The 26758-nt window shown below is 56.7% G+C and carries 23 protein-coding genes and 3 pseudogenes; 12 read left to right on the top strand and 14 right to left on the bottom strand.

Going from position 1 to position 26758, the window contains the following annotated elements; translation table 11 throughout:
* Positions 1-73: 73 nt before the first annotated feature.
* Positions 74-1765: a heavy metal translocating P-type ATPase gene (locus FHT76_RS39285; RefSeq protein WP_259131031.1), complete on the top strand. Its 1692-nt coding sequence runs from the start codon at positions 74-76 to the stop codon at positions 1763-1765.
* Between the two features lie 88 nt (positions 1766-1853).
* Here FHT76_RS39285 and FHT76_RS39280 read toward each other — a convergent pair whose 3' ends face one another.
* The 3 genes from FHT76_RS39280 to FHT76_RS39270 form a co-directional block, all read right to left on the bottom strand.
* Entirely contained in the window at positions 1854-2042 is a 189-nt protein-coding gene (locus tag FHT76_RS39280; RefSeq protein ID WP_183864975.1) for a hypothetical protein, read from the bottom strand.
* A gap of 706 nt (positions 2043-2748) precedes the next feature.
* Positions 2749-3561: a universal stress protein gene (locus FHT76_RS39275; protein ID WP_183864976.1), complete on the bottom strand. Its 813-nt coding sequence runs from the start codon at positions 3559-3561 to the stop codon at positions 2749-2751.
* Between the two features lie 74 nt (positions 3562-3635).
* Positions 3636-4469: a universal stress protein gene (locus FHT76_RS39270; RefSeq protein ID WP_183864977.1), complete on the bottom strand. Its 834-nt coding sequence runs from the start codon at positions 4467-4469 to the stop codon at positions 3636-3638.
* A 296-nt stretch (positions 4470-4765) separates the two neighbouring features.
* Here FHT76_RS39270 and FHT76_RS39265 point away from each other — a divergent pair, with 296 nt between their 5' ends.
* From FHT76_RS39265 to FHT76_RS39250, 4 genes are all read left to right on the top strand, one after another.
* Complete coding sequence (locus FHT76_RS39265) at positions 4766-5749, top strand: zinc-dependent alcohol dehydrogenase family protein (RefSeq protein WP_259131033.1); 984 nt, start codon at positions 4766-4768, stop codon at positions 5747-5749.
* Positions 5750-6177: 428 nt separating this feature from the next.
* Positions 6178-7887, top strand: a complete 1710-nt coding sequence (locus FHT76_RS39260) for a SulP family inorganic anion transporter (RefSeq protein WP_183864979.1) — start codon at positions 6178-6180, stop codon at positions 7885-7887.
* A 1144-nt stretch (positions 7888-9031) separates the two neighbouring features.
* Positions 9032-9292, top strand: coding sequence for an EF-hand domain-containing protein (locus FHT76_RS41330; protein WP_310503313.1), 261 nt, complete (start codon positions 9032-9034; stop codon positions 9290-9292).
* Between the two features lie 322 nt (positions 9293-9614).
* Positions 9615-10043 carry a sulfocyanin-like copper-binding protein gene (locus FHT76_RS39250; RefSeq protein WP_183864981.1) on the top strand — a complete coding sequence of 143 codons (429 nt, stop codon included), beginning with the start codon at positions 9615-9617 and terminating at the stop codon, positions 10041-10043.
* A gap of 429 nt (positions 10044-10472) precedes the next feature.
* On the opposite strand, the pseudogene FHT76_RS39245 reads toward FHT76_RS39250, so the two are convergent.
* Positions 10473-10789: pseudogene (locus FHT76_RS39245) on the bottom strand (mechanosensitive ion channel domain-containing protein); the annotation flags it as partial.
* A 3-nt stretch (positions 10790-10792) separates the two neighbouring features.
* Positions 10793-11257 carry a DUF2267 domain-containing protein gene (locus FHT76_RS39240; RefSeq protein ID WP_183864982.1) on the bottom strand — a complete coding sequence of 155 codons (465 nt, stop codon included), beginning with the start codon at positions 11255-11257 and terminating at the stop codon, positions 10793-10795.
* Between the two features lie 537 nt (positions 11258-11794).
* Here FHT76_RS39240 and FHT76_RS39235 point away from each other — a divergent pair.
* Positions 11795-12667 carry a bile acid:sodium symporter gene (locus FHT76_RS39235; protein WP_259131038.1) on the top strand — a complete coding sequence of 291 codons (873 nt, stop codon included), beginning with the start codon at positions 11795-11797 and terminating at the stop codon, positions 12665-12667.
* Here the strand turns inward: FHT76_RS39235 and FHT76_RS39230 are convergent.
* A complete protein-coding gene (locus tag FHT76_RS39230; RefSeq protein WP_183864984.1) occupies positions 12654-13946 on the bottom strand; it encodes a DUF2254 domain-containing protein in 1293 nt (430 codons plus the stop codon). The genes FHT76_RS39235 and FHT76_RS39230 overlap by 14 nt on opposite strands.
* Before the next feature lie 461 nt (positions 13947-14407).
* On the opposite strand from FHT76_RS39230, the gene FHT76_RS39225 reads away from it, so the two are divergent.
* Positions 14408-15454, top strand: coding sequence for a hypothetical protein (locus tag FHT76_RS39225; RefSeq protein ID WP_259186760.1), 1047 nt, complete (start codon positions 14408-14410; stop codon positions 15452-15454).
* A 228-nt stretch (positions 15455-15682) separates the two neighbouring features.
* Here FHT76_RS39225 and FHT76_RS39220 read toward each other — a convergent pair whose 3' ends face one another.
* Both FHT76_RS39220 and FHT76_RS39215 read right to left on the bottom strand, forming a co-directional pair.
* Positions 15683-17293 (bottom strand): MBL fold metallo-hydrolase, encoded by a 1611-nt coding sequence (locus FHT76_RS39220; protein ID WP_183864986.1) that lies wholly within the window; start codon positions 17291-17293, stop codon positions 15683-15685.
* Positions 17294-17413: 120 nt separating this feature from the next.
* A complete protein-coding gene (locus FHT76_RS39215; protein ID WP_259186759.1) occupies positions 17414-18457 on the bottom strand; it encodes a lysylphosphatidylglycerol synthase transmembrane domain-containing protein in 1044 nt (347 codons plus the stop codon).
* Between the two features lie 799 nt (positions 18458-19256).
* On the opposite strand from FHT76_RS39215, the gene FHT76_RS39210 reads away from it, so the two are divergent.
* Positions 19257-19694, top strand: a complete 438-nt coding sequence (locus tag FHT76_RS39210; RefSeq protein ID WP_183864990.1) for a universal stress protein — start codon at positions 19257-19259, stop codon at positions 19692-19694.
* A gap of 551 nt (positions 19695-20245) precedes the next feature.
* Here the strand turns inward: FHT76_RS39210 and FHT76_RS39205 are convergent.
* Complete coding sequence (locus FHT76_RS39205) at positions 20246-21184, bottom strand: ABC transporter ATP-binding protein (protein ID WP_259186761.1); 939 nt, start codon at positions 21182-21184, stop codon at positions 20246-20248.
* 251 nt (positions 21185-21435) lie between these two features.
* On the opposite strand from FHT76_RS39205, the pseudogene FHT76_RS39200 reads away from it, so the two are divergent.
* From FHT76_RS39200 to FHT76_RS39185, 4 genes and pseudogenes are all read left to right on the top strand, one after another.
* A pseudogene (locus tag FHT76_RS39200) lies at positions 21436-21902 on the top strand (ethanolamine ammonia-lyase light chain EutC); the annotation flags it as partial.
* Positions 21903-22376: 474 nt separating this feature from the next.
* The gene (locus FHT76_RS39195; protein ID WP_259186757.1) at positions 22377-22631 is read left to right on the top strand and encodes a type II toxin-antitoxin system Phd/YefM family antitoxin; all 255 of its coding nucleotides are present in this window, start codon (positions 22377-22379) and stop codon (positions 22629-22631) included.
* Positions 22631-23071 carry a type II toxin-antitoxin system VapC family toxin gene (locus tag FHT76_RS39190; protein WP_259186754.1) on the top strand — a complete coding sequence of 147 codons (441 nt, stop codon included), beginning with the start codon at positions 22631-22633 and terminating at the stop codon, positions 23069-23071. The genes FHT76_RS39195 and FHT76_RS39190 overlap by 1 nt, the downstream gene beginning before the upstream one ends.
* A gap of 91 nt (positions 23072-23162) precedes the next feature.
* Positions 23163-23237: pseudogene (locus tag FHT76_RS39185) on the top strand (manganese efflux pump); the annotation flags it as partial.
* Positions 23238-23501: 264 nt separating this feature from the next.
* On the opposite strand, the gene FHT76_RS39180 reads toward FHT76_RS39185, so the two are convergent.
* The 5 genes from FHT76_RS39180 to FHT76_RS39160 form a co-directional block, all read right to left on the bottom strand.
* Positions 23502-23930 carry a PRC-barrel domain-containing protein gene (locus tag FHT76_RS39180; RefSeq protein WP_259186753.1) on the bottom strand — a complete coding sequence of 143 codons (429 nt, stop codon included), beginning with the start codon at positions 23928-23930 and terminating at the stop codon, positions 23502-23504.
* 135 nt (positions 23931-24065) lie between these two features.
* Positions 24066-24608 carry a DsbA family protein gene (locus FHT76_RS39175; protein ID WP_183759219.1) on the bottom strand — a complete coding sequence of 181 codons (543 nt, stop codon included), beginning with the start codon at positions 24606-24608 and terminating at the stop codon, positions 24066-24068.
* Positions 24595-25086 carry a redoxin domain-containing protein gene (locus tag FHT76_RS39170; protein WP_183864994.1) on the bottom strand — a complete coding sequence of 164 codons (492 nt, stop codon included), beginning with the start codon at positions 25084-25086 and terminating at the stop codon, positions 24595-24597. Before FHT76_RS39170 ends, FHT76_RS39175 begins: the two co-directional genes overlap by 14 nt.
* A gap of 20 nt (positions 25087-25106) precedes the next feature.
* Entirely contained in the window at positions 25107-25718 is a 612-nt protein-coding gene (locus tag FHT76_RS39165) for an HdeD family acid-resistance protein (protein WP_183759221.1), read from the bottom strand.
* A 395-nt stretch (positions 25719-26113) separates the two neighbouring features.
* Complete coding sequence (locus FHT76_RS39160; RefSeq protein ID WP_405049542.1) at positions 26114-26398, bottom strand: cation:proton antiporter; 285 nt, start codon at positions 26396-26398, stop codon at positions 26114-26116.
* Between the last annotated feature and the right edge of the window lie 360 nt (positions 26399-26758).

The following is a 26758-nucleotide window of genomic DNA, read 5'->3' as shown; positions in this document are numbered from 1 at the left end:
CGCACTCTGCCTTCTTATAAGCGGTCTTCTCCTTGCGCTGCTGAAAGTACGCCAAGCTGCGGACGTTCTTCTCGTGTTCAGTATCATTATCGTGCTGTGTTGCCTTTCAGTCGAAATGTTTGCCAAGCTTCGCCGCCGAGAATTCGGACTAGATCTTATCGCAGCCCTTGCCATGGGAGCGGCACTTTGGTTCGGCCAATACCTAGCGGGTGCGATCGTCTCGGTTATGTACGCCGGCGGCCACTTTCTCGAGTCTTATGCCCACCGACGCGCCGAAAGCGGCATGACCGATCTTCTTTCCCGTGTGCCCCGCAGTGCGTTGCGCATCAACGATGACGAGTTCATCGAGGTATCGATTGGAGCGATCACACCCGGTGATCGCCTCCTCATTCGTCGCGGCGACGTCGTTCCTGTCGACGGAACAATCGAGGGACGCGCGGCGGTTATCGATCAGTCCGCATTGACCGGGGAGCCGCTGCCGGTTCGTTTATTGCATGGAGAGGCTGTGCAGAGCGGAGCATCCAACGCCGGCGACACATTTGAGTTAATCGCCACAAAACTCGCCAGAGACAGTACCTACGCGCATGTCGTACGCTTGGTTGAACTGGCAAAGAAGTCCAGAGCGCCAATGTTCAGACTTGCGGACCAGATGGGTCTCTGGTTTCTCGGAGTTACGTTGCTTGTAGCCGCGGCGGCAGTTGCGGCTTCGGGAGAAAGTGTAAGGCTGCTAGCCGTTCTCGTCGTAGCTACACCGTGCCCGCTTATTCTGGCTGTTCCAGTGGCGTTGGTAGCGGGAATATCGAAGGCTGCCCGAAAAGGTATTCTGATCAAGGGCGCCGCAGTTCTTGAAGCCTTGTCGAAGATCGAGATCGTCATCTTTGACAAGACGGGTACGCTGACGATCGGCCAGCCGACTGTCGCAAACGTGCTTGGAAACGACGACCCTGACCGTCTCCTTCAACTGGCCGCATCAGCAGAACTTGCCTCGGCTCACCCACTGGGCCGTGCGATCGTGTCGGAGGCCCAATCCCGTCATCTGTCTCTCACCAAGCCGGAACAGGCGGCTGAGGTCGCGGGTGAGGGAGTGGAGGCGACTATCGGAGGACAGCGTGTGCTCGTCGGAGGGCCGGCGTTTGTGCGCTCAAGAGGCATCGAGCCGCAGTCCTTGGTTGCCGACGACACGGCAAGCGCGCTTGTGTGCGTCGACGCAGAAGTCCGGGGAGCAATTCGTTTCGAAGATAGTTTGCGGTCTGACGCCGCCAATGCAATCGAAGAGCTTCGCGAGTTGGGCATAAAGCGTATTTCGCTTGCGAGCGGCGACCGGCTCGAGGTTGCCAGAGCGATCGCGGACCGACTTGGAATGGATGCTGTTGAGGCCGATCTCAGCGCGGCGGACAAGGTTGAGGTCGTTAGCGGCGCGAAGGCGGATGGCAAGGTGATGATGGTGGGCGACGGTGTCAACGATGCTCCGGCACTTGCCGCGGCCGACGTCGGTCTTGCAATCGCGCGTGGGAACCTGGCCGCTGCAGCGGAAGCCGCAGACGTGGTGCTCCTGCGAAGCGGATTGAATGGTGTGGTAACGGCTTTAAAAGTTGCTCAGCATTCAAGATCAATCGCAGCCCAAAGCGTGGCAGCGGGTATCGGACTGTCTGCGATCGCAATGGTATTTGCCGCAGCAGGCTTTCTTCCGCCGGTTCAGGGGGCGCTAATTCAGGAGGCAATCGATGTCGCGGTTGTTTTGAATGCTCTTAGAGCCGTGAGGTAGGTCCTGAAGCCTCGTGCTCGTCGGTCTTTGACGATCGCCCAGGCGAGGGTCAGCGAATTCGTTCGCTATCCTGCGAACATGGACCCTGCTAGTAGAAGTCGCGTCCACCGAGCCCGGTGAACTCTACTAGCAGTCCGTTCGCATGTACTTGCTTCAACAGGCGGCGCTGATTGAGAGCCGCATGGTTCTCGCAAAGCAGGGCTGAAGCGGGCAGCAGTGCTCCTTCCTGGTCCAGTCGAGTGCCCGTGGTGACATCTAGTGACGACAAGGTAGTCATTGCCCTCGCGTTCGAGGAAAATCCCATTCGCATCTTCTTTCGGGATCGGAGCGCAGTGACTGGAAGGCGAGGCCTTGGGTTTCTCTTCCATAGCGGCAGAGTGTACCGCGTGGACCATCCTGAACTACTTCCGCAGTCTGGCGGCTCTTGCTGGATCACCTCACACACCTTAGGGCCCCCTACGTTTAATCGAACCATCGCCTACGGCTTTAAAATAGGTTCGGCATGCGTGGCTATTGAAGAGGTTGCAGATGGACCCGAGGGCATTTGAGAGTCCGGGACGTCCAGTGGTTTCTGAACCAGAGCGTCGGCAACAGATGCAGCTCGCCTTAGTCCGGGGTGGCTTTCGCATATCCGATCACGACGTCATGGTACCGATCCTCGCGAAGACGCCGGTGTCGAGCAGCTCGAACTCGAGTTCTTCAGGGGAGCGGAGACGGTTATTTTCAATGAGCTCGGCGTAAGCGATGCCGTCGTCGCCTCAACGATATGCGCGCGATCGACATTGACCATGAGGAAAGAAGTTACATGCGTCAGCGTTCTCGCTGTAGTCCTCGCGCACGCTTCCCATTGCCTCCCGCTGAGGTATGGGCCCCATTGCTTCCACGAGACGTTCCTTCCGGGCCTCTTCAAGCCGAATAGGTTCGCTCGTCTGCATACTGAGAACCCTATGGACCAGCACCTTCGATCGAGGTGACGTTGTGGACTAGTGAGACAGCAGAGTTGGTATACGCAGGTCGTCGAGAAGGCCGCGCGTGACACCGCCAACAAGCGCTTCCCGGATTTTGGAGTGCCCGTAGGCGCCAGCAATAAGCAGGTCCGCGTGAACTTCCATGGCGGTATCCTGTATCATTGTGGTGGTGTCTTCGCCGTCGCTGTGTACTGCTGCCACGTTAACATCGATGCCCGAGTGCTCCAGCGCCTCGACGTATCTGTCGAGAAGATCGTCGCTCCAGATCGCAGCGTCGCGCACGCGTATGACCGTCGCTTTCGTCGCGGACTGAATCATGGGGTAAGAATGTGAGAGCGCCCGTGCCACCGTGGCGCTTCCGTCCCAGGCGATCGCGATGTTGTCGATCCGGCCATAGAAATCCTCAGACGGCAGAAGAAGCAGCGGGCGGCCACTGTCAAAAAAGCATCCTTCTATTATCGGACGAGCAAGCTCGGTATTTTCAACAATTGTCACATCGTACGCACGAGCAAGTTCGGCCAGCCTCATGGTCGCCGACATCGCTTCCGAGTCCATGGGGACGAGCCTAATATCGAGACAAACCCTTTCTGCCCGCTCGCGCAGATGCCGGACAAGTTGCGCCGCGACCTCCCGGTCGAAACGATCAGCCTGGAATTCGTCGTCTTCCGAATAGGTTTCGACCGCCTCCTGACCATGGCGCCGCGCGGCGGACAGGCTGGCGATCAGACCTGCACCCTGATGTAACGAGAACTGGATAGCGTTCTCGATTAGCGAAAACGAAGTCGCTTCCGGCTGTGTGATAAGTGGCAGATGAAACTGCGGCCTCATAAAGTCCTCCCGCTGGGATTAATTGCTTTCCAGGCCTAAATTTCGTAAACCGAGGCAAGATGGCTGCGTCAGCGTCATCGCGATAAAAAGAGCGGAACTTGGCTATCCTTCAGCATCGATCGGGTGACGCCGCCAAAGAGGCGTTGCTGAATCCGGGGATGGTTGAAGGCGCCCATGACGACCATGTCGGCAGCTACATCCACAGCGTGTTGGCGAAGGATTTCATCTACGCGGCGTCCGCCGCTCGAAAGGCGATCCACTTCCACTTTGACGCCGTGTCGAGTGAGAAACGTTGCGATGTCTGCTCCCGGCTCTTCACCGTTCTCCCAGCTACTAGCGATCGGATCCACTAGCGTCACGTGGACGCTATCGCAGCCTTTGAGAAACTCAAGTGACTGGCGGGTGGCCCGCGCGGCCTCGTCACTTGAATCCCAGGCAAGCAGAACCGATTTTGGAGCTGAGGCGATTGACTGCATGCGGGGGTTGACGAGGATTGGCGTTGGAGATTGAAACAACGCACCGTCTATGATCCGGCTCTGGAGTTCTTCGTTGCCCGCGGCTTGTGCGCCGACGAGAATCAGGTCCGCATAGAGAGCATGCTGGGCGATATCATCGTCGGCCCATGCGAATTCGGTATAGATTTCCTGCACGTCAAAGGATAGGCCTGACCTTTCGACGATTTTCCGCAACGATTTCGCTTCCTCGGTTAGCCTGTCTATTTCCTTCTGCTGGCCTTCTAACCAAGTTGTTGAAAGTGCTTCATAGGTTGCAATCGCTGGAACGCGACCCATGCAAACAACGAGAGCCGTCATATGGGCGCCCTGTGTCTCGCAGAATTCAATTGCTGACTTTATGTCCTGGTCCCAGCGGCCGACGTCGAATACGCACATGGTGGTTTTGATGTTCATCGCACTGCCCTCTTGTTGGATAAGAAGAGCGTACTGTGTTCCACCGACATGTCTTTGATGTCTGTCAAATTTCCCATTTTTTTGCGCCTTTCGGCGCTCCGCTCGGATAAATGCCGTGGTTTTTCTTCCACTTGAGATTTCAGCGCGTGGGGTCCTCGGAAGTTGATCGAAAGAGCTCGCTCAAGTGCCGTTTAGAGAGTGCGCTTTGATTCAAATCAAGGCGGGCCCTCTGTTATCGATCAAGGCTAAAAATCTGGTGCGTCCAAACGTGTAGATGGATGGGGTGCGGAGGCAACATGCGAACAATGGTCCTCGAAGAGGTCGGGTCACCTTTGCGTTTTTTACAGGCACCTGATCCGCGGCCTGCAAAAGACCAGGTGCTCTTAAGGGTGGAGGCCTGTGGCGTCTGTCGCACGGACCTGCACGTGGTGGAGGGGGCGCTGCCTGATCCCAAGTTGCCGCTCGTGCTCGGACACGAAATTGTCGGAGAAGTCATCGCAATCGGACCGGGAGTTGCCGAGGAGATCGTGGGGAAGCGCGTGGGCGTGCCTTGGCTCGGCCATACGTGCGGGTGTTGCCACTATTGCCTCGCTGGAGCTGAAAATCTGTGCGACTCTCCCGGATTTACTGGCTATACGCTTGACGGTGGATATGCGACGCATGCCGCGGTGGACGTGAACTATTCCTTCGTGCTTCCCCACGACTCTGATCCGGTTGCGACCGCACCGTTGCTTTGCGCCGGGCTGATAGGATGGCGATCATTGAAGATGGCGGGCGAGGCGAAGACGATCGGTCTTTACGGTTTCGGGGCGGCGGCACACATTCTGGCTCAGGTGTGCAAGTGGCGAAAGCAAGATGTGTATGCTTTCGTTCGTCCGGGAGATGAGATGGCCAAACGTTTTGCGCTAGACCTCGGAGCCGTCTGGGCAGGCGCGTCGAACGAAGCGCCCCCCGCTGAATTGGACGCCGCCATCATTTTCGCCCCGGCTGGAGAGTTGGTGCCAGCCGCCCTCGCACGGGTTCGTAAAGGTGGCACTGTCGTCTGCGGCGGGATCCACATGAGCGATATACCGCGCATGCCGTATCAGCTACTTTGGGGAGAGCGTCATGTGGTATCGGTCGCGAACCTGACACGCGCCGATGCCAGAGAATTCTTTGATCTCGCTGGACATGCGGGACTGCGTACCGTCACCACCGCATATCCGCTCGAGCGAGCGAACGATGCGTTGGCTGATCTGCGGGGAGGACTGGTCAAAGGTGCAGCCGTCCTGGTTCCCTAGTGGTGGACGATAATCGATCCAAATCGCCGGTTTAAGTGCGCGCCCGTGCCCCCGCAAAGCTCTCCTGGACAGAAGATACGTGATGTGACGGGGTTCCTATTCGAAGAGAGTTAACGTTGCAGGTGGGTAACGTCGAACAGATCAGCGGGTTGGCCAACGCCGATCCGCTGGCGAATGCTCGAGTTGCCGCAGGCGCCAAAGGGAAATCACATGGAAATGCTCCTCATCCTCACCTATGCCGCAATCTGCGTTCTACGTCTGCGCGCCGAGCCGAGCGACGAGTATGTCACGCAGGGGTTCCGTCGCCCCGGGCATGATGGCAAACCCGCTTCCCCGCGTCCAGTGAGGGATTTCATAAACAGACGAGGCCAGAGGTACGCTCGTGAACTATCTGGCGAACCCACAACGCTGTAAGCTTCCGAGGCGCTATGGAACAGCCCAATGTCAGGTCCGCCATCCGTGCAGCCTTGCCGATTGTAGACTGGGTCGGCAACTATCGACCTGAGTGGCTGGTGCAAGATGCATTCGCTGGTGTAGCGCTCTGGGCAGTGATGGTTCCCGAAGGAATGGCCTATTCGGGGATTGTCGGTGTGCCTCCCATCATGGGACTAACCACGATAGTACCAGCGCTCCTTGCCTATGCGCTGTTTGGTAGCTCACGCCAGCTTGTCGTGGGGCCTGACACCGCCACCGGCCTCATCTCAGCCTTAACGGTCGGAGCGATTGCATCACAGGGGACCGCGCAGTTCAATTCCCTAACCTCAAGTCTAGCGGTCCTGATTGGGGCTCTCTTCCTGATATCAGGGTTCTTGCGGATGGGCTGGGTTGCCAGCTTTATACCGACCCCGGTCATGAGAGGCTTCATTGAAGGGCTCGTCTATGTGACGATTATAGGCCAGGTGCCTCAACTGCTTGGTATCAACGGCTCGGCGGGCAATTTTTTCAAAAGGCTTGGCAACATTCTTGTCCATCTGGATGACATGTCACTGGCGCCTGCATTGACTGGTCTTATTTCGTTGTTGGCGATGATGCTCCTGCGACGATTGAACCCGCGCGTTCCGGCGCCGCTGCTTGTAATGGCACTCGCCACCATAGCAATTGGCGTCCTTGGCGGAGAGGCGACCGGCGTCCATGTCGCAGGTCACATCCCGTCGGGTTTGCCGAACGTAGTACTGCCAAACCTCGACCCCGCGATTTGGGTCCAGCTTGCACCAGGAGCGCTCGCAATTGTGATGGTCGGCTACGCTGAAGCCCTTGGGGCTGCGAAGGCGGCGGCTCTTGAGAATGGTGGAAATATAGATCCCAATCAGGAATTGGTCGCACACGGTCCAGCAAACATACTAAGCGGGCTGTTGGGTGGATTTCTCGTTGTTGGTAGCCTATCGAAAACCTCGGTTGCGATGGCGGCGGGTGCTCGAACTCAAGCGGCCAACTTGGTCGCGGCGCTCCTTTGTTTTTTGACCCTGTTTTTCCTGACGCCGTTGTTCCGAACTGTGCCTCAACCCGCGCTTGCTGCGGTCGTGATTGCCGCGATGCTGCACCTATCTACCCCGCGTTATCTGCGGGATCTTTTCCGGAGAAGCCCCTGGTCTTTTGTCAATGGCATCATCGTAGTGGCGGGCGAACTCGTCCTGGGCGTCCCGCAGGGTATTGTATTGGGAGTCGTTATCTCGATTTTGACGCTGATCTACCATGCAAGCCATCCATTGAGCTCCGAAGTCGGACAACTTCCCGGTACCGAGGCCTATCGGGACATACATCTTCATCCCGAGGCAAAGACCTTTGCAGGACTGCTGATTTGGAGGGTGGGCGGCGACCTGTTCTTCGCGAGTATCGGACGAATGATCACGCTCCTGAAGGCATCCTTGACGGCGCGGCCAGGGCTGAGATGCGTCCTTTTGGATCTAGGATCAGTCAACTTTATCGACGTTAGCGCCACCGACGAGCTCTTCGCTCTCATCAAGGAACTTCAGGGTATTGGGGTCACTGTGGCTTTCTCAAGGGTGCGCGACCCCGTACGGGATAGCATGCGATTGGGCGGGATCGAGAAGCTCGTCGGGCCGAGTGGCTTTCACGAGCGGACGACGGATGGTGTGCGGTCGTGGCTGCATGAAAGTAATGAGCCGAGTTATAGCTGAGAACCTTCCGTCTTGCAGATACATCTGCAGGAAAGCTCTCCGATCAATGGCTATACATAATGCGGTGGTGCTGCCCGCCAATGTCCACACGAAAAAAGCGGTCCCGGGACGATGAACGGCGACTTGCCTTCGGCAGGGATGGTTCTGGGAATTGAAACGGACAGTCCAAGGAAACCGCAAAACCATTGTTTAACCCTCCGCAATGCGGAACGCGTTGGCTCTTTTATAGAAGGGCAAACAACGCGGGCCAGCAAAATGCCATACGATATCCTCGCCATCGGCGCATCGGCTGGAGGAATGCCAGCGATATGCGCCATGCTGGCCAGACTAAGGTCTCCCGACGTGCGTGCTTGTCGCGCTTCACCGATCCATTGAGATCGAAAGTGGGCTGCCTCGGATATTGGCTCACTCAACTGGTCTAAAGGTGGGCTGGCGGGAACCGGCGATCGGCTTGAGCTTGGAACGTGCTATGTAGGACCCGGCCGAAGCGGACTTCCCGGAGACGCCTGAAAACGCCTTGCTGCTTGATGGAGAGATCGATCTAGTTGCACCCGTCGACGAACTGGCTGAATTCATCTTTCGCCAGATCGGATGTTGCGCAGTCGAAATCGCGAAAGATACCCAGTCGTTTGTATGACATGTCCAGATTTCGACGCATTGGCTGACCCTTGAGGCGATGGCACAAGGTTTCGAAAGAAAGCGTTGCTTAGCGATGTGCGTCCCACCCGGACGTCGATGCAGCAATCGCACCTTTTTCGCTCCTGGCTGCAGCTAAGGACTGAATTGCTTCCAGGCGACACGTCAATGGACCGAAGGTCCCCCTTTCGCAGAATTCGAGGTCCGGTCGATTACTTTGATCTGGGTCAACGATTAGACGAGGGACAGGCTCACAATGAGCCGATCATCGTAACATGCGCCTCTACGACGGAAATCTCAATCCGATTTTGTTAGCGCACCGAAAACCGGTGCTGGGATAGGTTGAAGGAGATAGCTTATGAAAACTACCGGGTTCTCACGGGCAGCCTTGGTGGCGGCAATATTTTCGATTGGAAGTGTCGGACTCGTCTTCGGACAATCCAATGGGACGGACAACAAAACCCCTGGTGGGACGTCTGACGATTCTTCTCCGTCGCCGATGGAAAGAATGATGAGACAAATCGAGAAAAGCTTTCCAGGTGCGGCCTTGATGCAAGGCGGAATGATGGGAGAGGGAATGATGGAGCGAGCCATGGAGATGCATGGACCACAGATGAAAATCATGTTCGCGATTGCCGATAGCAACGGAGACGGAGCACTTTCCTTCGACGAGGTGACAGCGATCCACAAGCGGATTTTCGACAGTGTCGACAGTAACAAGGACGGCAAGGTGACCCGGGAAGAAATGCAGACATTTTGGCGCGATTGAAACCGGCACCCTGTGAGACGGGAGCCACGTGCAGCGGCTGCGTCCAGATTCGGGGAGCGGTCTATCAAAGGATCACCGCATCCTGCCGAAATGCGCGCTCCATTGCGTTCCCGGGATAGCGGGCCTCACAAGCGCTGAAACAAAAATAGCGTCGTGAAGATATTCGCCAAAGTAGCTAGAATCCATGATCGCCAACAAATACGCTCGGGATGGTGGGTTTCGAGAGGAGGCGTCGGGCGCTGTGTGCCAATCCGTCGGTATTCAGGCAAGTGTCAGAAACGGCCGCTAGTAGGGCCGCGGGCTGATAAAAGAGGCGGATGAAATGAAGAGAATCATTTGTTATGGGCTTGCTGTCTTTGCGGCGGTCTCGATCGCCAGTACCTCGTGGGCAGCCACAACGGTAAAGGTCGTGGAAGGCGGCGAGGGTGGCGGACCGATGACGCTTACCCTCGACCAGTCGACGATCAAGGCGGGTGAGACGGTATTTGCGGTTCACAACGACGCAATGACAGAAGAACACGAGATGGTTCTGGTGAAACTTAAAACGTCCGATCAAAAAATCCCGTTGGTCAAGTCCAAGCATCGAGTGGACGAGAAGCAGTTGAAGAGCCTGGGCGAGGTTTCCGATCTCAAGCCGGGCGCCGATGGTCAGCTGAAGGCCAAGCTCTCGGCCGGTTCCTATTTGCTCTTGTGCAACATCAAGGGGCACTTTGAGTCCGGGATGCAGGCAAAGCTTACGGTCACTGAATAGCACATGGGAAGCCCTGCGCCCACCGAGTGGGGCAGGCTTGGAGGCGTCGCTTCGACAAAGCCCCGCTGACGCGACGTCTCCAAAAGCACGTGCTTTTTGGCAAGAGCGATATAAGCGCATTGAGCGTGAGCGTCAGGACAGCGGATTTTGCTGAACGATCCAATTGAGCGAATGTTCTGGGATTAGAACCAGCATTAATGCTGGCATCAGCGTGGTGCGTCGCCATGACATTTATTCTGCGCAGATCCTTGTTGGCGAACGCGTAGCCGCTTCGATGAGTCATTATCGCTCCTCCCCGCTTCTTGAGCGGCCAGCGCTTAAGCGCCCAGCAGTTGGAATGACGAATATTATCTCGTCTGTCGGGGGACTGGATGGATAGCTGCGCCTGTTTGATGCGCGCGAATGCACGTCTGGGCGGCCGGCCCTCCACTCAATGACAAGCGGCCCCAGCGCGGCGTCGGCCTTCAGTTCGGCACCAACTTTGTCTGGCAGTTGCGAGCGGCCTCAATGTCGGTGCCGTAACCCACCGAGATCCGGAATTTGTCGATACCCAGTCCCGGCTAATGTTTTCAACCGCACCGAGGTCGCCGCATGGGACCTTAAACACCGGGCCTCGATGATGGCGAAGACGTTACCGAACGGAGGTTGAAACCTTCTACGGTTCCCTTGTAGCCCTTCGCTTGAATAAATTCAGCTACTTTGAATGCGTCGTCGAGCATGTAAAACACGCCGCTAATGATATCCTGAAACTAACGCAGTCCGGGCGACACCGTGTGAGGAACAACGGCGTCCGGACTGTTGCTGTCGATGCCAGTCGCGCAGAGCTTTAGTGCAAGATCGAGCTTCGTCGATCTCTTGTGACGCCGGCGGCGTTCGAAAAGTCTTAGAAGCTTTTCGAATACATCTCTGTCTGACGCGATGTGATGAGGCAAGGCTGAAAGGAGTGAGGCCGGAAGATCCTGAAGGTCACTGTGGCCGTGGCTCTTAATCGGATCCCATGCCTCGAAATAGAGACCTCGCAGCACCAAAGGGAGATCATTGCCAACCTTTGCGTTGTCATCCGCGGACATCTTATCGCGGACCGCATGCATGGTCGTGCGCAACACGTCGTAAGCGTCGCGCTGATCACATCCAAGCAATTCTGAAAGCTCCCGGATCCAGACGGCGGCATCCCGGGCGGCGTCTGGGAAAGTGAGAAATGGACTGTAGCGCATTAGACCCTCCTGTACTGAATCTTATCCGCAGATCTCATTGCTAGACGTCCTCGCGCTCGTTGTCCTTGACCTCCGTCAAATTAGCGCTCTCAGCCGGGCTTGACGCCTCATGCGACCACCCACAATCGGCGCACGCTGAACTGCCGAGCTGTCGGATCGCCTCCATCAGTGAGGAGAGAACGGGCAATTGCCGTCATCGAGAGCGTCTTGGGTCCATGCGAACCTGGTCCAGTTGACCATCGCGTTTGACAACCGTGTCATGATGGCGTCGTACCGCCGAAGGCCAAAGCACGCTTCGTGCTAAAGACAAGCGGCAATACGCTTGGCAGTGAGCCCCCTGAGGCCGGAACGCAGGCGGAAGATTTGCTTCGGCTGCGGTGTCAGGTTTGATTCTCTCCCACGATCATTACGCTGCTGGCGTAATTGGAAACACGGCACGCCAATTGCGCAAACCAGCCGGTTACATTGAAGCAAATCAAGGTGGGATTGCGAACGCCGAGTTATGTTGCCTACAGAAATTTCCACGGAGGGCCGCTGATGACCGATTTGCTGAAATACACTCTTCAGGTGGCACTTGTGTCTTTTATGCTTGGGAGCTTGGTCGACGTCGGTTTGAAACTTGAGCTCAAAGATGCCTGGGTCGCACTACATGACAGACGGTTCGTAATCGCAAGCGTCCTCTCCGGTTTTGTTGTCGGGCCGATTCTCGCCGTAGTGATCGCCCGGCTGTTAGCACTGCCAACGCCATATGAGCTTGGACTGCTTTTGCTGGGCCTAACACCATGTGCGCCGTTTCTGCCGCTTCTGTCCGATGTTGCAAAGGCCGACGCTGCCTACACGGCGGCATTCATCGTTATTGCTGCGCTCGGCACGATCATATTAATGCCGATCGCGGTCCCGTTCGTGGCGCCAGACCTTCACGCGGGTCCAGGGGTGATTGCACGTCCTCTATTGTTGTTGGTACTCGCTCCCTTTGGGGTTGGCATTGGGGTGCGAAGCCTCTCCAGGCGATGGGCGGATAGGTTCGATCCCGTCGTGAGGAAGGTTGTCGTGCTCAACATTGTAGTGCTCTTGGCAACGGCGTTTTTGCAGAACTGGCGCGACATGGTGGGTGCCGTCGGTACTTTTGCGATTGCGGCTCAGTTCATCTATTATACTGGGCTTGCGGCATGTTCCTATGCGCTCACGGTCGGCCTACCTCATAACAAGCGAAGCGTGGTAACGCTTGGAGTTGCGACAAGAAATGTTGGCGCTGCACTGGCTCCGCTATCAGCCGTCCCCGACGCGGATCCACGATCGAGCACGATGTGCATACTGGCAGCCTGCATCACATTGCTGATGGGATTCGTGCTAGCCAAGATACTGAACCGGTTCGCGCCCGAACGACGCCTTAAAATTAGGACCGGTTAGCGGAAGCAGCGTGCTTCGCAGCCCCCCCTAACCCTTGCGAGTCAGGCGTTCTGGCCAACGCCAAATCCTCGGGCATAAGGTAGATCCTTTCTAACATGCGATCCATGAGATCCAGTTCCTGAAGAAGCGCCGGGCGACGGTCGTCAGGCAGAACTTGCAGGGCGTACTCGATAACCGCACGCAACCGCCTGGCGATCTGAAAGTTCTCAGCACCATACAAGCGGGTCTCGCTGAACGTCAACTGTACAAAGTCTTCCCAGTTGGGCGTCCTGCGGACTAGTCGCAACTTCCCCGTCTTGCCGCGGACTTCGTCACCAAGAAGGCGTCGTTTACCTACGAAGCATAACAGTCGTTGTAGCTGGTCGATTGCAAGAACAGCAGTGGTTGGATCGTTTATAGCCTTGGATAACGCCTTGATGCCGATGTCGACGATGATCCTGAATGCAAACGTGGGATCTTGCTCAAGGGTTCGCTCTGGTCCAAGAGCGACCAGGCTCTTTAAACGGTGTACGTCCGGCAGGTGGGGCCCGTACAAACGAAAGAGGGGTTCGTCGGTGCCAATAAAGTCGCCCACTCTCGGGACAAGTTCGATAGTGGAGTCGGTCCTTTCAGCGAGCTCCAGGAGAGCCTTTTGGTTGATGGCAACCACGATGGCCGGATGAGCCTGATGGTAGACAATTTTATCTGGTGTAACAGCCACAGTCGTGTTGTCGTTGGAGGCATCCTTGCTCGATTCCTCGGGGTAGACTTCTTCAATGACGGCATGCCCGCGCTCGCCAACCCTTGCGATGATGCTAACGGGGCGGAGCAGGCGGGCAGCATAGTCGATCAGGTACAAAAAAGCGGCGATTGAAAGAAAGCCGAGAAGCCCGGCCATGCCTGAAACGCCCTGCGGGACTGTTGTATCAAGCCTGGCAAGTGCCCCTGCAGCAAAAAGTAACGTAAAAATGAACAATCCAACGGTGAATCGAATCGCATTATCTCTCAGTAGGGTCGTTGCGATAATCCGGGGTGTCAACTGTCCACCGGCGACTTGAATTGCCACCAGTAGCGAACCGAACGTGAAGACGACGAAGGTCAACGTCATCGTTACGATCGTTTCCAACATCCTTTGGGTTCCTGCCACTCCCCAGGGCCAGACATCGATCCATGGAAGCCAATCCCCAAATGCGTAAACCAATCTGATGGCCGCCACATAAAGCAGTAGGGCGATGAACGGAACGATCCACAATGAGGATCTGATATAACTTCGAAGGCCATACCAACGGTTCCAACTCATTTTGGTGCCTCCCCCTTGGAGATGAATTGAATTTGCCTGTGAGCATGGCTGATCCGATCCAGTCAGCATTGACGCCGATCAAGATTGACGGGCTTTCATTTTTGATCTGGCTCAATGTACGTATGGCGTCCCTTGCTAACCTTAACGATACTAAGCGCAATGTGCCTGGTAGCAGATTGACAGCCTAAAGGACGACCAAGGGATTTACGGGCTCATGGGCATGACTTTGGAGAACAAACCGAGATACGTCTGCGTCCGCGCGGCTTACGGACTTTTCAATGTTGTGGATGCGTTGACTGGGTCACCTGCTGAACTGGATGTCACGACGATCTTGCTGACCCGTAAGGAAGCAAGCCGCCTCATTCATTGGATTGAGAGCAGGAACCGGTCTTTCCGGGCGGACGATCGTGCAGCCTCCTCTGCTGTGCTTCAACAAGGAAGTGAGGAAACGGAGGAGGGCAATGACAAGTTCATCAGGTTTGCAGACGGCATCCAGTGAGCCTTCGGACCTAGACATTCAGGTTCAGCTGGAACGAATTCTTGCAAGCGGGGATCTTCAACTCCCCGAGCGCGGGAGGCGGTTCCTGCGCTATATCGTGGAGGAGACGCTCGCCGGAAGAGCGCAATACCTGAAGGCCTACACCATCGCCGTGAGTATTTTTGGGCGGAGGAATTTCGACGCTCAGGGAGATCCCGCCGTGCGCATCGAGGCTGGACGGATAAGGAGAGAACTCGAGCGCTTTTATCTCTTGGCTTCTCAGCCTGAAGCTGTGTTTATTACTATACCGAAAGGTGGCTATGTTCCGCAGTTCAGATCGAACCCTGAGTTTGGTAGACAAAGTGTCCGCGCCTCCACGCCTGCGAGTTCCGTTGACGATAGCGACTGGTGGTATTCTGCCCTCTGGCATTCGACCGATCGTCGGCTTGGGGCAATAGGACTTGCGGCGATTGGCATCGCAATGGCTTTCCTGATCATAGATCGGCTTTCAACCAGTCCGCTTGTGGTGTCAGGTTTCGAATCCACGCCGACGGTAGTAGTCGAGCCTTTCGACAACGCGGGAAACAGCCAGACAGCAGAAGTCTCACGCTTTCTCAGGGACGACATCATCGTCAAACTGCTTGCTGGAGGGGGGCTGAGAGTGGTCACAGAGCTCAATCCGGCGCTGGGTCCAGAGCACGGAAGCACGCTCTATCTTTTTCATGGCAGCGTGCGAGAGGGCAAGGATGTCTTTCGACTAACAACGCGTCTCGTCCGGCGGGAGGATGGGGCAGTCGTGAGATCAGACATCTACAATTTGGATCGCTCGACTGGGTTGCAGTTCGGCTATGCGGAAGCGGTCGCAAGTGATGTTGTGCGCGACATCTTTCTACCACTCAAGCCTTCGCTGTCCTTGCCGAGAAGCAATATTCCCCAAACCGGCAACGTCATACGGCCTGAAGATGATATTGCGAAGGGGCCAAAACCAATAAGCAAGACGTTGTCTCGCAGCGCTGACGCACGTGGATAGCCCTCCTATTTTAGGATCCGCGATGTAAGCTCTTGGCTGCCTGCTGAAGACCCGATTTTCAAGCTTTACGACTGGGTCATCCGATCTCGTCGGAGGATCGCGCTAGTGTTCCAGATTTTGCTTCATACGTCGACGATTTCAGAGACATGATCTCCCGCCGGCGTCGCCCGGGTGGGGAAACGTGAGATGATCGCGGCCCTATTGGAAGTTCCCGTCAATTGACAGATGTCATTCTGTTTTTGCCTTGGCGATCTCGTCGTCTGGTTCAAGGGCACGCCTGATCTTTCGAAGGATTATAGCCCGGCCTTTCTGGTCTGCGGCCAAGTTAAGACGCTGGGACAGATCGAGGACCAGGCTCTGGAAGTCGTTATGCCAATCCGGCCGCCCTAGCTGCTCGGGTGTTAGTCTGGCGTGTGTATGATCTTCGGCCATGCATGCACCCTCTCGGGTCAGGTAAAATGTGTCGTCGAGCCGTGGCTCTATCACGGGAACTTTTTGCGTCCGCGCCAAGAGACGTGTCAGAGCGGTACGCGCTGCAGGTTCGCCATGAACGAGAAATATACCTTTTGCAATCGGCGCCCGGGCAGATACCCATTCGTCGAGTTCAGTCGCATCGGCATGACCACTGTAGGCGTCTAATGTTATGATTTTTGCCTTTACGAGGATCTCGTCTCCTTGGATTCGAACCATACGAGCACCCTCCTGCAGGACTCGACCCAGAGTTCCAGCTGCCTGGAAGCCCACCAGGAGAACAGTGCACTCTTGCCGCCAGAGCCAGTTGCGCAGCCGGTGGCGGATGCGTCCCGCTTCGCACATACCGCTCGCCGCGATGATGATGTGGAAACCGCGAACGAGATCAAGTGCCTTTGACTGCTCTGCCGACTCGGTGAACCTGACATTGGGTGCGTTGAGGGCGCGTATGAACGTGCCAGCGTTCGCTAACTCACCTGCCTGGGCCTTGAATACCTCGGTCGCTCTGGACGCCAATGGCGAGTCAATCATGACTGGCGAACGAGGAATAGTTCCGTCGTCCATCAGCGCGACAAGATCCGTCAGCACTTCCTGCGTGCGTTCCACGGCGAAAGAGGGGATAAGAAGCACGCCATTTGGTTTGTTTGCCTTGGCTACGATCTCTTTCAGCCGCCCGCGGCGATCGTCCTGCGTGTAATCCTCGCGCTCGCGGTCCCCATATGTACTCTCGCAGATGAGATAGTCCGTGCCCACGGGGGCCTGAGGTAACCCTTCCAGCATTTTGTAGCGGGTACCGATATCGCCCGAAAAGAGGAGCCGCCGTGAACCGTCGACTACGGCGACTTCCATCTCGATCGAGGCCGATCCGAGCAGGTGCCCAGCGTTCCAGAAGCGGAACTTGATCGAGCCCGCTACTTCTTGCCACTGCTGATAGGGGACAGATATGAATTGCGCCATCACCATGCGGGCGTCGTCAGCTGTGTAGATCGGCTCGACCGGCTCCCGTGACCGCCTGCGATTGCGGCGGTTTAGCTGCTTGACTTCGGATTCCTGGATATGTCCGGAGTCCTGCAGCATGACACCACACAGTTCCATGGTTGGCCGGGTAGCATAGACAGGCCCGCCGAATCCCTCCTTTGCGAGCTTGGGAAGCAGACCGGTATGATCGATGTGGGCGTGGGTTAGGAGAACGGCGTCGATTTCCGTCGGGTCAAAAGGGAAGGGCCGGTAGTTTAGTTCCTTCTCGCTTTTGGAGCCCTGGAACATGCCGCAGTCAATCAGAACTTTGGAATCCGCGACGTCGAGGAGGAAGCAGGAGCCGGTCACCGAGCCGGCCGCGCCATGGAAGGATAATTTCGGTTCCTGCATGTTCCACCTCTGGTTTTGACGAGAGCATACAGATGCAGGACACTGCTTCCTTGACCGAGATCAATCTGCCCCTGATCCTCAATCAAAGTACGGGCCGAAAAGGGAAGAGGACCAACAAAATCAAAAAACCTCGTGATCCGGGTATTGACTTGGGCCAAGATCGGCTCGCGTCTCCCGGTGGGTCAGCCACATTCCAGGAAGCATGGGCATCCAAAACGATATTCCTCGGAAAATCAGTGTGGCTGCAAGAGCGACTTCTATGCGCACACCAAGCAAGTGGAGGACTGCGACGCAACCTCCTTCGAATGAACCCAGGCCCAGCGGTATCGGTGAGACGGTCGCAACGACTGACGCGAGAACGAAGGCGATAAACGCTGGAGAGGGGCCGATGCTCGTCCCGAGAGATAGCACAGCGAACCATAGCGTGGTCGCATCCAGAACGAAAATCGCGAGTTGAAAGATTATTGTCAGCGCCAACACTTTCGGGTCGCTGATCATGTCGGTCCGGACCTCAGCAAGCGCCTTTGCAATGGGCGCCATCAGCGCCCTCCGGCGGAAAGACCTTGGAATCCAGCGACCCTTAGTAACAATGACTGCTACGAGGCAGACGGTGATCAGGGTGACGATCCCTGCGAACAGGATTGACAGCCAGGCCCATGCGTCGTTGAGATCGCCGGTTGACCACAGAAGGACGAACGCAAGTGCTGCCATCAGGCAGTAGGCGGCGTAATAGGAAAGGGCGGCGACCAGCAAGGCGGTTACGGCGACGGAGGATGGGATCCGTCGCCGTACAAGGCCGCGGGCAACCAGCAGACTTCCGCTCAGGCCGCCAGTGGGTATCGCCTGATTGGCGAAGAGTTCCATGACGGCTAGTCTCAGAAGGTCTGAAAGTCGAAGCCGAAAACCCGCGCGCCTCGTAACCATCTGCCAGACAGCGGCGGCGCAAGCATAGGTGCAAAGCTGACACGATATCGCCGCGGTGATCCAAGGCGGACGCGTTGCTTTCAATACCGACACCAGTTCGGCAATATCGGACAAGTGCAGCACGAGCCCGATTACGCCGCCAAATATCAGCGCGCCGGCGAACCAGCCGATGATTGCATGTGCGGCAGATCGTTCGGGTTTCAAAAGCAGGTCGTCCGATCCTCCCTTCGTACTTACCAATGGTCGCCTCCATGTTTGACGCGGTCAAAGACCGCCAGTTTTCCTTTCTCGTGCACATAGAAACTCAAGCATGATCCTCTCGCGATCAAGCAGCAATTTGGCGTCGGCCGTCATGTCGTTCACGCCCGTCCGGCAGAACGTCTTGGCCAGGAAGGCGCCATCGACAGGCTTGCGAATAGCAACCCCGACAAGCAGATCCGTTCATACATCCCCGAATATCTGACATCCAGGCGCCTTACCCGGAGGCTCTATCGCCGCTTAGAGCCAACGCTACCCGACCGGCGTGCAACACGCCAATCGTTCCCTGCACTCGCTCGCGACGACCCCAGATAGCGCCCCGATGAGCCCGTTCTTGTCCATACCAGCAGAGGTCTCGGCGGCAGCCGTTTCAAACAACTCGGCGCGTGGGCATCGACGCGACTAGGAATGAGTTTCGACTTGCCGATGCCCTTCGACGTCCATCTCGGCAACCCAGGCCGGTGAACCTTGATCGCGGTTGCTATCTGATGACATCGCTGAAACGAAGATGCATGACGCTAGCCGAATTTGGATCGAATACCCAGGCGCGCCAATGTGGCGAGGCAATATCCGATGGGCTGGGGACTTCTCGGTTCTCACTCGGCTCCGCCCCCTGCACTCTAAAGGGCTCTTTTTCACGACGACAAATGGGGTTGCTTTGACCTCCGTAAAGGTGAGCGGATGCGTGGTAGCCCCGGGAGAAACTCAGACAAGGAATATTGACAAGAATCAAAGAGAGACGGGCGTCGTACCGTAGAATGCCGCTAGGAGGAAATAGATCATGTTTGCCAAGATTCTCATTCCAACCGATGGGTCCAAACTTGCGGTCGCGGCCGCGGAGAACGCCGTTGCTTTTGCCAGGGATGCCAACGCCTCGGTCGTCTTCGCTCATGTGCTCGAACCCTTCCGGATATTCACAACCGACAGCGACAAGCTGACGGCCAGTCAGGAGGATTATGATCGGCTCTCGGATCAACAAGCGGTGCAATTCCTGGCCGAGGTCGAACTGCGCGCACGCCATCAGGGCGTTGCAAGCTATACCGTGAAGCTCCGAAAAGAAGAGATTCACGAAGGCATCATTCAGGCCGCCATCACCAATGGCTGCGATCTCATCGCATTGGGATCCCATGGTCGTGGAGGTGTCGCTGGCCTGATTCTTGGAAGTGTCACGACGAAAGTCTTAAGTCATTCGCGCATCCCGGTACTTGTATACCGATGAAGGCACCGAAGAGCAATTGACCAAGGAATGTGCCGGCTATCGCTGGACGCGAAAAGATATGGAGGCGAGCGAAACTCTCAACTCAATCTGATGGATGCGGCCTTGCAATTTCAGATCGCATTCCTCGATTTTCTCGTAAGGCGCTGCCAGAAGGACGCAGAGGTTCTGGGTGATCTCGTTCGGAGCTTCGAGTGCAACCACACATTTGGACGGTGCTGGCGATTTCGTGCGTCGCCGGGGATTACGCCTCCGAGGCGAGCAAGATGCTGTTGATTGGTTCGAATTTCGCCCCTCAAGCAGCAAATCGGATCCGCGAGAATGCCAGCGAGAATTTGGAGAACCTGGCTGCGCGTACCGCCGGGCCAGGCATCCCAGTCGGGGGCATCCTAATTTTGATGAACCGTCCCTGAGGACATCTGTATGTGAACCAGCGAAATTTCATGTCGCCGCCACTGTCGTGACACCAGACCATGAAAAGGGGAGCCTTGTGAAAGTAAATACAATGAAACCTTTTTTCGGATGTTAACACCCATCCGTAAAGGCCAGTTTTTCTAGCCTACGGGCGGATTCAAATGGCTATTGTTCACCGTGCTAGCATCCCGAATAAGCTCGTACTTGACCTGCGTAACACGTAGATCCCGGTACCAATCGACCAGCGCACCCCACGGGTCTGACACCTTGTTGAGGCCAGCTATAAACGCAACTACCGTACCGATTTCTACCTTCCCAGTTATGACATAGTAGCCTCCGAGCGCGAAAATTCCTGCATATCCAAGCTGAAACATCAAATTCATCAGAAAGTTCAGCGCGTACTTCAGTCTGTAAATACTCATGTTCGTTGAGAATAGGCGCTGGACTCGGGCGGCCTGGTGTTTTGGCGACTTTGGCGAAGCATGATCAACCATTTCCTCGCTGAGGTGCCGCATGACGGTGATTTTAGTCTTTACGCGCTGGTTGATGAGCCCCTGCAGAATGGGAACGAGGACAGCCTGCGGTATGAACACTGCAATGACGGCAAGAGCAAGTAGCGGCTGCAGGTAGATCATGTAGCTACCAACCGCCAGAAGTATGCCTGCCTGCAGTATTGGCTCGGACATGCTGGTTCCGACAAACCCGCCAACTGGTTCAGCCTCGGCGAGTACGATCGACATTTCGACGCCTTCCGCCAAGGTCGTAAGATCATGAGAGTTGTATTCTCTCGCGTCGATGACTGTCATGCGAAGCCACCGGACTGCGACCTCTCCAATCCAGCCTCGGTATACGTTCAATACCAGTTTGATACCGCCTTCAGCCAAGACGAGCGCAAGATAGGCAGACACGAGAAGGAGTATCGTGTTTAGGCTTACCCCTTGCGTCGCACCGTTAACAATTCGTCGCTGAATTTCGAGCGGGAAGATGCCTATGGCAAATAGTAGGACTGACAGAAGTACCAAGAGGGTCTGATGACCCCGTCCCATTTTCCAGATGAAGCCGGAGAGCCACCGCGGCATTGTGTCTCCATGGCGAACTTGCGATACCGCCTCTGCTTCTTCTCGTTGAGCCGGTTCGCGTCTGGTCTCCATTCTCATGCTGGTGTCCTCCTTGACGTGCATTCAGCCAGATTGTCGAGACTCCATCATTGACTCACCGCAATGTCTGTCGATTGAGGTTGGCACTGTCCTAGGGGCCAGATCCGGACGAAAGGCTATCTCTCTGGAGGCGCGGTGGCAGAAATCCGGGCTATCATCCGCAATAAGCGCTGGGGGGCAACCTGCCCAAGGGCCAGATTGTTATCTCGGACGGCCTCAACGCCAAGGCCATCATGGACGACTTACACCTTGCCCCTATCTGGAGGTGATGCGTAGACTGCTTGCAGAGGCCGACGTGCCGACGAGCGACAGCAACATCCTCGTCACCGGCGGAAGGGTGCGGGCCGGCTACCGAATCGGTGAGTTGCTTTTCGAAAAAGCAGACCCCAACAGCTTGCGAGGAATCCTTCACATCATCGGCGAACACCCCGGTACCATGCACCACGCCTATTCGGTTTATATCACCGTCGCCAGCGGCAAACTTTGGTCCGAGAAGCACATCGATCACGACATCACGAAGCTTGTGAGCAATGTCGCAGATACGGCCCTGCCGGCTAAGGAAGCAGCAAGAGAAATTTTGCCGATCATTCGGGAAATCGTCGGAAAGAGCGTGAATGGCAGCCGACGCTATCGCACCTAGAGCCGAAGGCGATGAAAGTCGTGTCGTCTGACCATGAAGCCGCGGCTCGCCTTCTTCTCCTCCACTACAATTTAGGTACCTGTCTGCAAGTCGACGCTGGCTCGCAAGCTTAATGCCGGCGATATCCACCGGTGCCTGCGATGAGCGTCCTAAGTAGGATGAGGCGGCCGGCATCCGGGCCGCCGAGCCTGACGAAGCGCCTCGCTGATGAGATTTGCGAGATCTGCTAGGGCGCCCTGCAGTCATACCGAACTCGAATTTTGCCGCGTGCCGGTATGGTTTGGGGTTTGTTATGAGACCAATGGCATCGGATGGGCAGTTGAGCGTCTGCAGATCAGCTTTGCGCGAGGTCGAAACATGCTCGCCTCTGACACTTTACGACTTTTCTGCAGCGTCCCACCAAGGCGGCTCGGCTTGCATTTCCTGTCCCTAGATATTAAATGTGGTTACGTAACCACGTATATGAGGCTTGTCGTGACCGTCACCACTCTTTCGGGCCGGGAGCTCAATCAGGATCTTGGCCGTGCAAAGCGCGCAACCAGGAACGGGCCCGTGATAATCACCGACAGGGGACGGCCTGCTCACGTTCTGCTTTCGTTCGATGAGTACAAGCGGCTTACAGGTAAAATGCGGACGCTTGGCGATATGTTGGCAGCTCCGGGGGCCGAAGACGTTGACCTGACGCTCCCCGAGCGCGCAGAACGCGCCCAGCCGGTTGATCTCTCCTGATGCTTTTGCTCGATACCAACGTGGTGTCCGAACTGCGCAAGGTCGCGAGCGGCAAGGCTGATCCGAACGTCGCGGTTTGGAACGAAACCATCGATCCGGCCGAGGCGTTCATTTCATCTGTTGTCCTGCACGAACTGGAGATTGGCGTTCGGCTGGCGGAGCATAATGATGCAGCCGCCGGGAAAGTGTTACGAAACTGGCTGGAAAATACTGTTCTAACTGCGTTTTCCAATCGCATCCTGCCCTTGGACGATGCCGCGGCAGTGCAGGCAGCCCAATGGCATGTGCCCAGTCCCAAACCGATCAATAACGCCTATATCGCGGCGACTGCCTTCATCCATCGGATGACGCTAGTCACGCGCAATATCAAAGATTTCGAAGGTATGGGAGTTACTCTTGTGAACCCGTGGGATCTGCCGACACAGCTTGGAACGGCTTAGTCTCGGTACTGACACGAAGCTGTCAGCGCTGATAAGCTGCGCTATAGGCGCAAGAACAACTGATCCATTGGCGGACTGGCGTGTCCTCCTGGTCTTCGTCGCGACAGCGATTGGAACTAGTCTCGACGCGATGGCGGTCGGTGTCTCACTCGCTTTCCTCCAGGTAACGAGGCAGACCCAGGACGAAACCACGGTCATGCGGTAACCAATCCGCGCATGAGAGCTTGCTCAGCCGTCGTCTCAGTTCCGCCTCCTACTTTGCACATCGCTCTGCGCCCGGCACATTGCCGGAATATTTGCTATGAAACAAAGGCTTGACAGCGCTCATGAGCTAGGAGACCGGTCCCGGCTTGTTCCGCGACGGAATATGGGTTTGAGGCTTGATCGCGCGAGGCGAAGTCTCCGTTCCTTATCGCGGGAGGCGCGCCAGTTACTTTCCTTCGTATTTGAACTCCGGAAGTTTCTGCAGCTCCTCCTTACTCCCCTGGGCGAGCACAATCTTCGAGCCGTCCGCGTTGACCTGCAGTGAATTGTAAGGGATAGCGACAAGGAAACCGCCGATGCCGAGAAAGCCACCTACCTGGAGAATTGCGAAGAGGACCTTCTCGCGATCGACGATGAAGTCATCGATTGATCCGATTGTCTCGCCAGTACCGTTCTTTACTTTGGCACCCACGAGTTTGGTAGCGCGGTAGCCCTTGGCTACTTCCTTCACATCCACGTCGACGACAACGACGTTTTGCGCGACTGCCGGCATTGACGACGGCAGGAAAATGGTGGTCATCAACACAATATCCATGCCGATTGCCAATGCGAGGTGGGCATTGCGATATGTCTTTGAAGCGCTGTTATAGTGCATCTCGAATCCTCCGGGTTTGAAGTGTACTGGCGGACTAGGTATGATCCCATTCCTTCAGCTTCGTGGGTGGGATAAGATCTGGACGAAGCAGCCGTGATAGCCTTGACGCCCGTCAATATCTTCGAGATCGAGGCCTCATCGCACCGGAGCCAGGACGTCCATCGCGGTTTGGATTGAAGCAGCGAGCTCCGGTGCCGAGAAACCGCCCTGATGTCGCACGCCATTGACGAAGAAGGTGGGTGTCCCATTGACGCCGCTGCGGACGCCGCCAATGAAATCGGCCTGGATCTTGTCGGCATGCAGCGAGCGGGTAAGCGAATCCCTAAGTCCCATCTGAGACAACTGCAAGGTGCCGGCAATGGCGAAAAAAAGTTGCGTGCTCAGCCGATGCTGGTTCGAATAGATCGCATCGTGCATTTCCCAGAACCGGCCCTGATCTCCGGCATACTCCGCCGCCTCCGCTGCCGGCGCTGCGAGTGGATGGATCTCGACGAGCGGGAAATGCCGAAAGACGACACACAGTGACTGGCCATACCGGTTTTCCAGGGATCGGACGATTGGATTGGCGATGGCACAATAGGGACACTGATAATCGCCATATTCCACGAGCGTGACGGCTGCGTTCGCTCCGCCACGACTGTGGTCACGCGAATTGACAGGAACTTTAAGCGTCGACATTTTTCTGCTCCAGGTTTGGCATTTGGTCGAGGGCGTCGAGAATGCCGTCTGCCCCGGGATTGACGGCGACCGGGGACAAGTGGCTCCATGCAATCGTGCCGTACTCATCAATGAGGAAGAGTGCGCGGGCGCTCTCGCCGACATCGTCGCGATAGGCGCCGTAAGCGCGCGAAACTTCTCCCTTGGGATGGGCATCCGAAAGCAATGGGAAATGCAGGTTCCGCTCCCGGGCGAAAGCCTGATGGCACCATGCGCCATCCACCGAGATCCCGACGAGTTCAGCGCCTTTCTTGCGGAATTCGGAGAGGACGTGGTTGTAGAGCGTCATCTGGTCGCCGCAGACAGGGCTCCAGTCCGCCGGATAGAATGCCAGGATCACGCGTCGGCCCGCAAACTCCGACAGGGAAAGGGTCTGGTCGGGCGTCACGCGTAGCGTGAAACCGGGTGCTTTCGTTCCCGCAGTAAGAATAGAAGACATGCCTTTTCTCCTCTCATCGATCAAGCCGTGGCGGACGTGGCAAGAGTGCCCGGCAGGCCAGTGCTGCGGGACCGCAGCTTGTAAGCCAGGACGAGCAGCGTGGCGCCCAGTATGAGGGCATGCGCGCCGATCCAGAAAGTCAGCACCAACGCCCCGATGAAGGGCGAGATGGCGAGGAGTATGCCGAGAACGAGGCTTGCGATGCCGCCGATGACCAGCCAGAGGCGGCCGTGGTCGATCTTCAGCCGAAAGGCCGAGACCAGCATAAACGTGCCCGATACCAGGGCCCATGCCGCTACCAGGATGACGAAGGCAAGAACCGTAATGCCGGGCCACAGGAACGCAACCGCGCCGGTGACGATGCCGAGGATGCTGCTGAAAAGCAACCAGACCCAGCGCTCGCCCTTGCGCGCACCTCGCACTGACATGACAACCCCGAAGACGCCGTCGATGAAACTGAATGCAGCGAAAACCACCACAAGCGAGAGCATCGTTACCAAAGGCATCGCAAATGCAGCAATACCGAAGAGGATGGCTAGGGCGCCTCGCAATGCGACGACCCACCAATTCTTTGCAAGCACGTCGTTCATCTCGTTGATCTTGCGGCTATCGGTTGATGGGATGCTCGTCATTGTGCGCTCCGTTCGCGTCCGGGAAGCGTTTGTCGAATTCGAGACGCCACATAAGAAGGATATGATCGCCGCGCCGCGCCGGCCGTGACGACCGTCAGTTTTTTACGATTTCTGCATAGGATCGCGGTGACCAGTTCCCCAAGGGAGCCCGCCACCCATGACGGTGGCAAGCGGTTGCACTGCCCTTCTCAAGGCAAACACCGGCGCGTTTTCGGAGTGCCGCATGCGCATGACATGCGGCCGGCGGATATGCCGGGACTTGAGTCCGCATATTTGTGCCAGCGATCACCTCTGGAAGTGACATGGTCGTCCGCGCCGCTTCACGGCAGCTTGGCTGCGAGCACATCAATCTTCTCGATCTGAGGCGGCGTGCGAAGCAATTCCCCCGCGCACCATCAATGCCTCGGCGACCTTTCCCGCGAGATGGGCGTCGCGGCCGGCATGACGGCTGCAGCGAGAAGAGCCGTGGTGGCAACCACCATCTGTTTCAGAATTGCCGTCAAGGCGATGGTGTCGCTCTGGGACCACGCGTCGGCCAGGATGAGCAGCGGGAGTGTTGCCAGGTCTTGGAAAAGCAATATTCCGAGCGCGAGCCGCCCGTGCCGGCTGGTGATTTCACCCTGCTCAGCGAGTTGCTTCAGGGCGATGGCTGTCGACGACATGGCGATGGCACCACCCATGATCCGAGGCGGCGGCGCGAGGGTGATCCTTCGGGGTTTCAGCCATTTCGGTGGAATCTTGTCTTGCCGCTGTCGGCGGGCGGCCGAGACGCATGGGAATCCACGAGGGGATCACTCCCGGGAAACAATCCATGCTTGCCAGCGCAATCTCGTCTGGATCCATGGTCTCCGGCAGATGCGGTTCGGGGTCCCGTGTGCGGCTCAAGCTGCAAGCTCCTCTATCGAGGGATATCAGCCGGGCAGCTAGAAAGCCCGGCTGGTATTGAACGTTGATTGATCACGGTGAGATGGTTATGCGGTTGTCAACCTTGGTGACGCCGGGCGCCCGCCAGGCCGCACGCTCCGCCTCCTGCCGTTCCG

The organism is Rhizobium sp. BK176 (genome assembly GCF_024808055.1).
The sequence above is the reverse complement of the archived record's forward strand: the minus strand, read 5'-3'. Positions and strand labels throughout refer to the sequence as shown.

Bases quoted from the DNA above. Each gene is read 5' to 3' on its own strand.
- FHT76_RS39280 (WP_183864975.1), bottom strand. From the start codon at position 2,042: ATGACTACCTTGTCGTCACTAGATGTCACCACGGGCACTCGACTGGAC.
- FHT76_RS39275 (WP_183864976.1), bottom strand. From the start codon at position 3,561: ATGAGGCCGCAGTTTCATCTGCCACTTATCACACAGCCGGAAGCGACT.
- FHT76_RS39270 (WP_183864977.1), bottom strand. From the start codon at position 4,469: ATGAACATCAAAACCACCATGTGCGTATTCGACGTCGGCCGCTGGGAC.
- FHT76_RS39265 (WP_259131033.1), top strand. From the start codon at position 4,766: ATGCGAACAATGGTCCTCGAAGAGGTCGGGTCACCTTTGCGTTTTTTA.
- FHT76_RS39260 (WP_183864979.1), top strand. From the start codon at position 6,178: ATGGAACAGCCCAATGTCAGGTCCGCCATCCGTGCAGCCTTGCCGATT.
- FHT76_RS41330 (WP_310503313.1), top strand. From the start codon at position 9,032: ATGATGAGACAAATCGAGAAAAGCTTTCCAGGTGCGGCCTTGATGCAA.
- FHT76_RS39250 (WP_183864981.1), top strand. From the start codon at position 9,615: ATGAAGAGAATCATTTGTTATGGGCTTGCTGTCTTTGCGGCGGTCTCG.
- FHT76_RS39240 (WP_183864982.1), bottom strand. From the start codon at position 11,257: ATGCGCTACAGTCCATTTCTCACTTTCCCAGACGCCGCCCGGGATGCC.
- FHT76_RS39235 (WP_259131038.1), top strand. From the start codon at position 11,795: ATGACCGATTTGCTGAAATACACTCTTCAGGTGGCACTTGTGTCTTTT.
- FHT76_RS39230 (WP_183864984.1), bottom strand. From the start codon at position 13,946: ATGAGTTGGAACCGTTGGTATGGCCTTCGAAGTTATATCAGATCCTCA.
- FHT76_RS39225 (WP_259186760.1), top strand. From the start codon at position 14,408: ATGACAAGTTCATCAGGTTTGCAGACGGCATCCAGTGAGCCTTCGGAC.
- FHT76_RS39220 (WP_183864986.1), bottom strand. From the start codon at position 17,293: ATGCAGGAACCGAAATTATCCTTCCATGGCGCGGCCGGCTCGGTGACC.
- FHT76_RS39210 (WP_183864990.1), top strand. From the start codon at position 19,257: ATGTTTGCCAAGATTCTCATTCCAACCGATGGGTCCAAACTTGCGGTC.
- FHT76_RS39205 (WP_259186761.1), bottom strand. From the start codon at position 21,184: ATGCCGCGGTGGCTCTCCGGCTTCATCTGGAAAATGGGACGGGGTCAT.
- FHT76_RS39190 (WP_259186754.1), top strand. From the start codon at position 22,631: ATGCTTTTGCTCGATACCAACGTGGTGTCCGAACTGCGCAAGGTCGCG.
- FHT76_RS39180 (WP_259186753.1), bottom strand. From the start codon at position 23,930: ATGCACTATAACAGCGCTTCAAAGACATATCGCAATGCCCACCTCGCA.
- FHT76_RS39175 (WP_183759219.1), bottom strand. From the start codon at position 24,608: ATGTCGACGCTTAAAGTTCCTGTCAATTCGCGTGACCACAGTCGTGGC.
- FHT76_RS39170 (WP_183864994.1), bottom strand. From the start codon at position 25,086: ATGTCTTCTATTCTTACTGCGGGAACGAAAGCACCCGGTTTCACGCTA.
- FHT76_RS39165 (WP_183759221.1), bottom strand. From the start codon at position 25,718: ATGACGAGCATCCCATCAACCGATAGCCGCAAGATCAACGAGATGAAC.
- FHT76_RS39160 (WP_405049542.1), bottom strand. From the start codon at position 26,398: ATGGGTGGTGCCATCGCCATGTCGTCGACAGCCATCGCCCTGAAGCAA.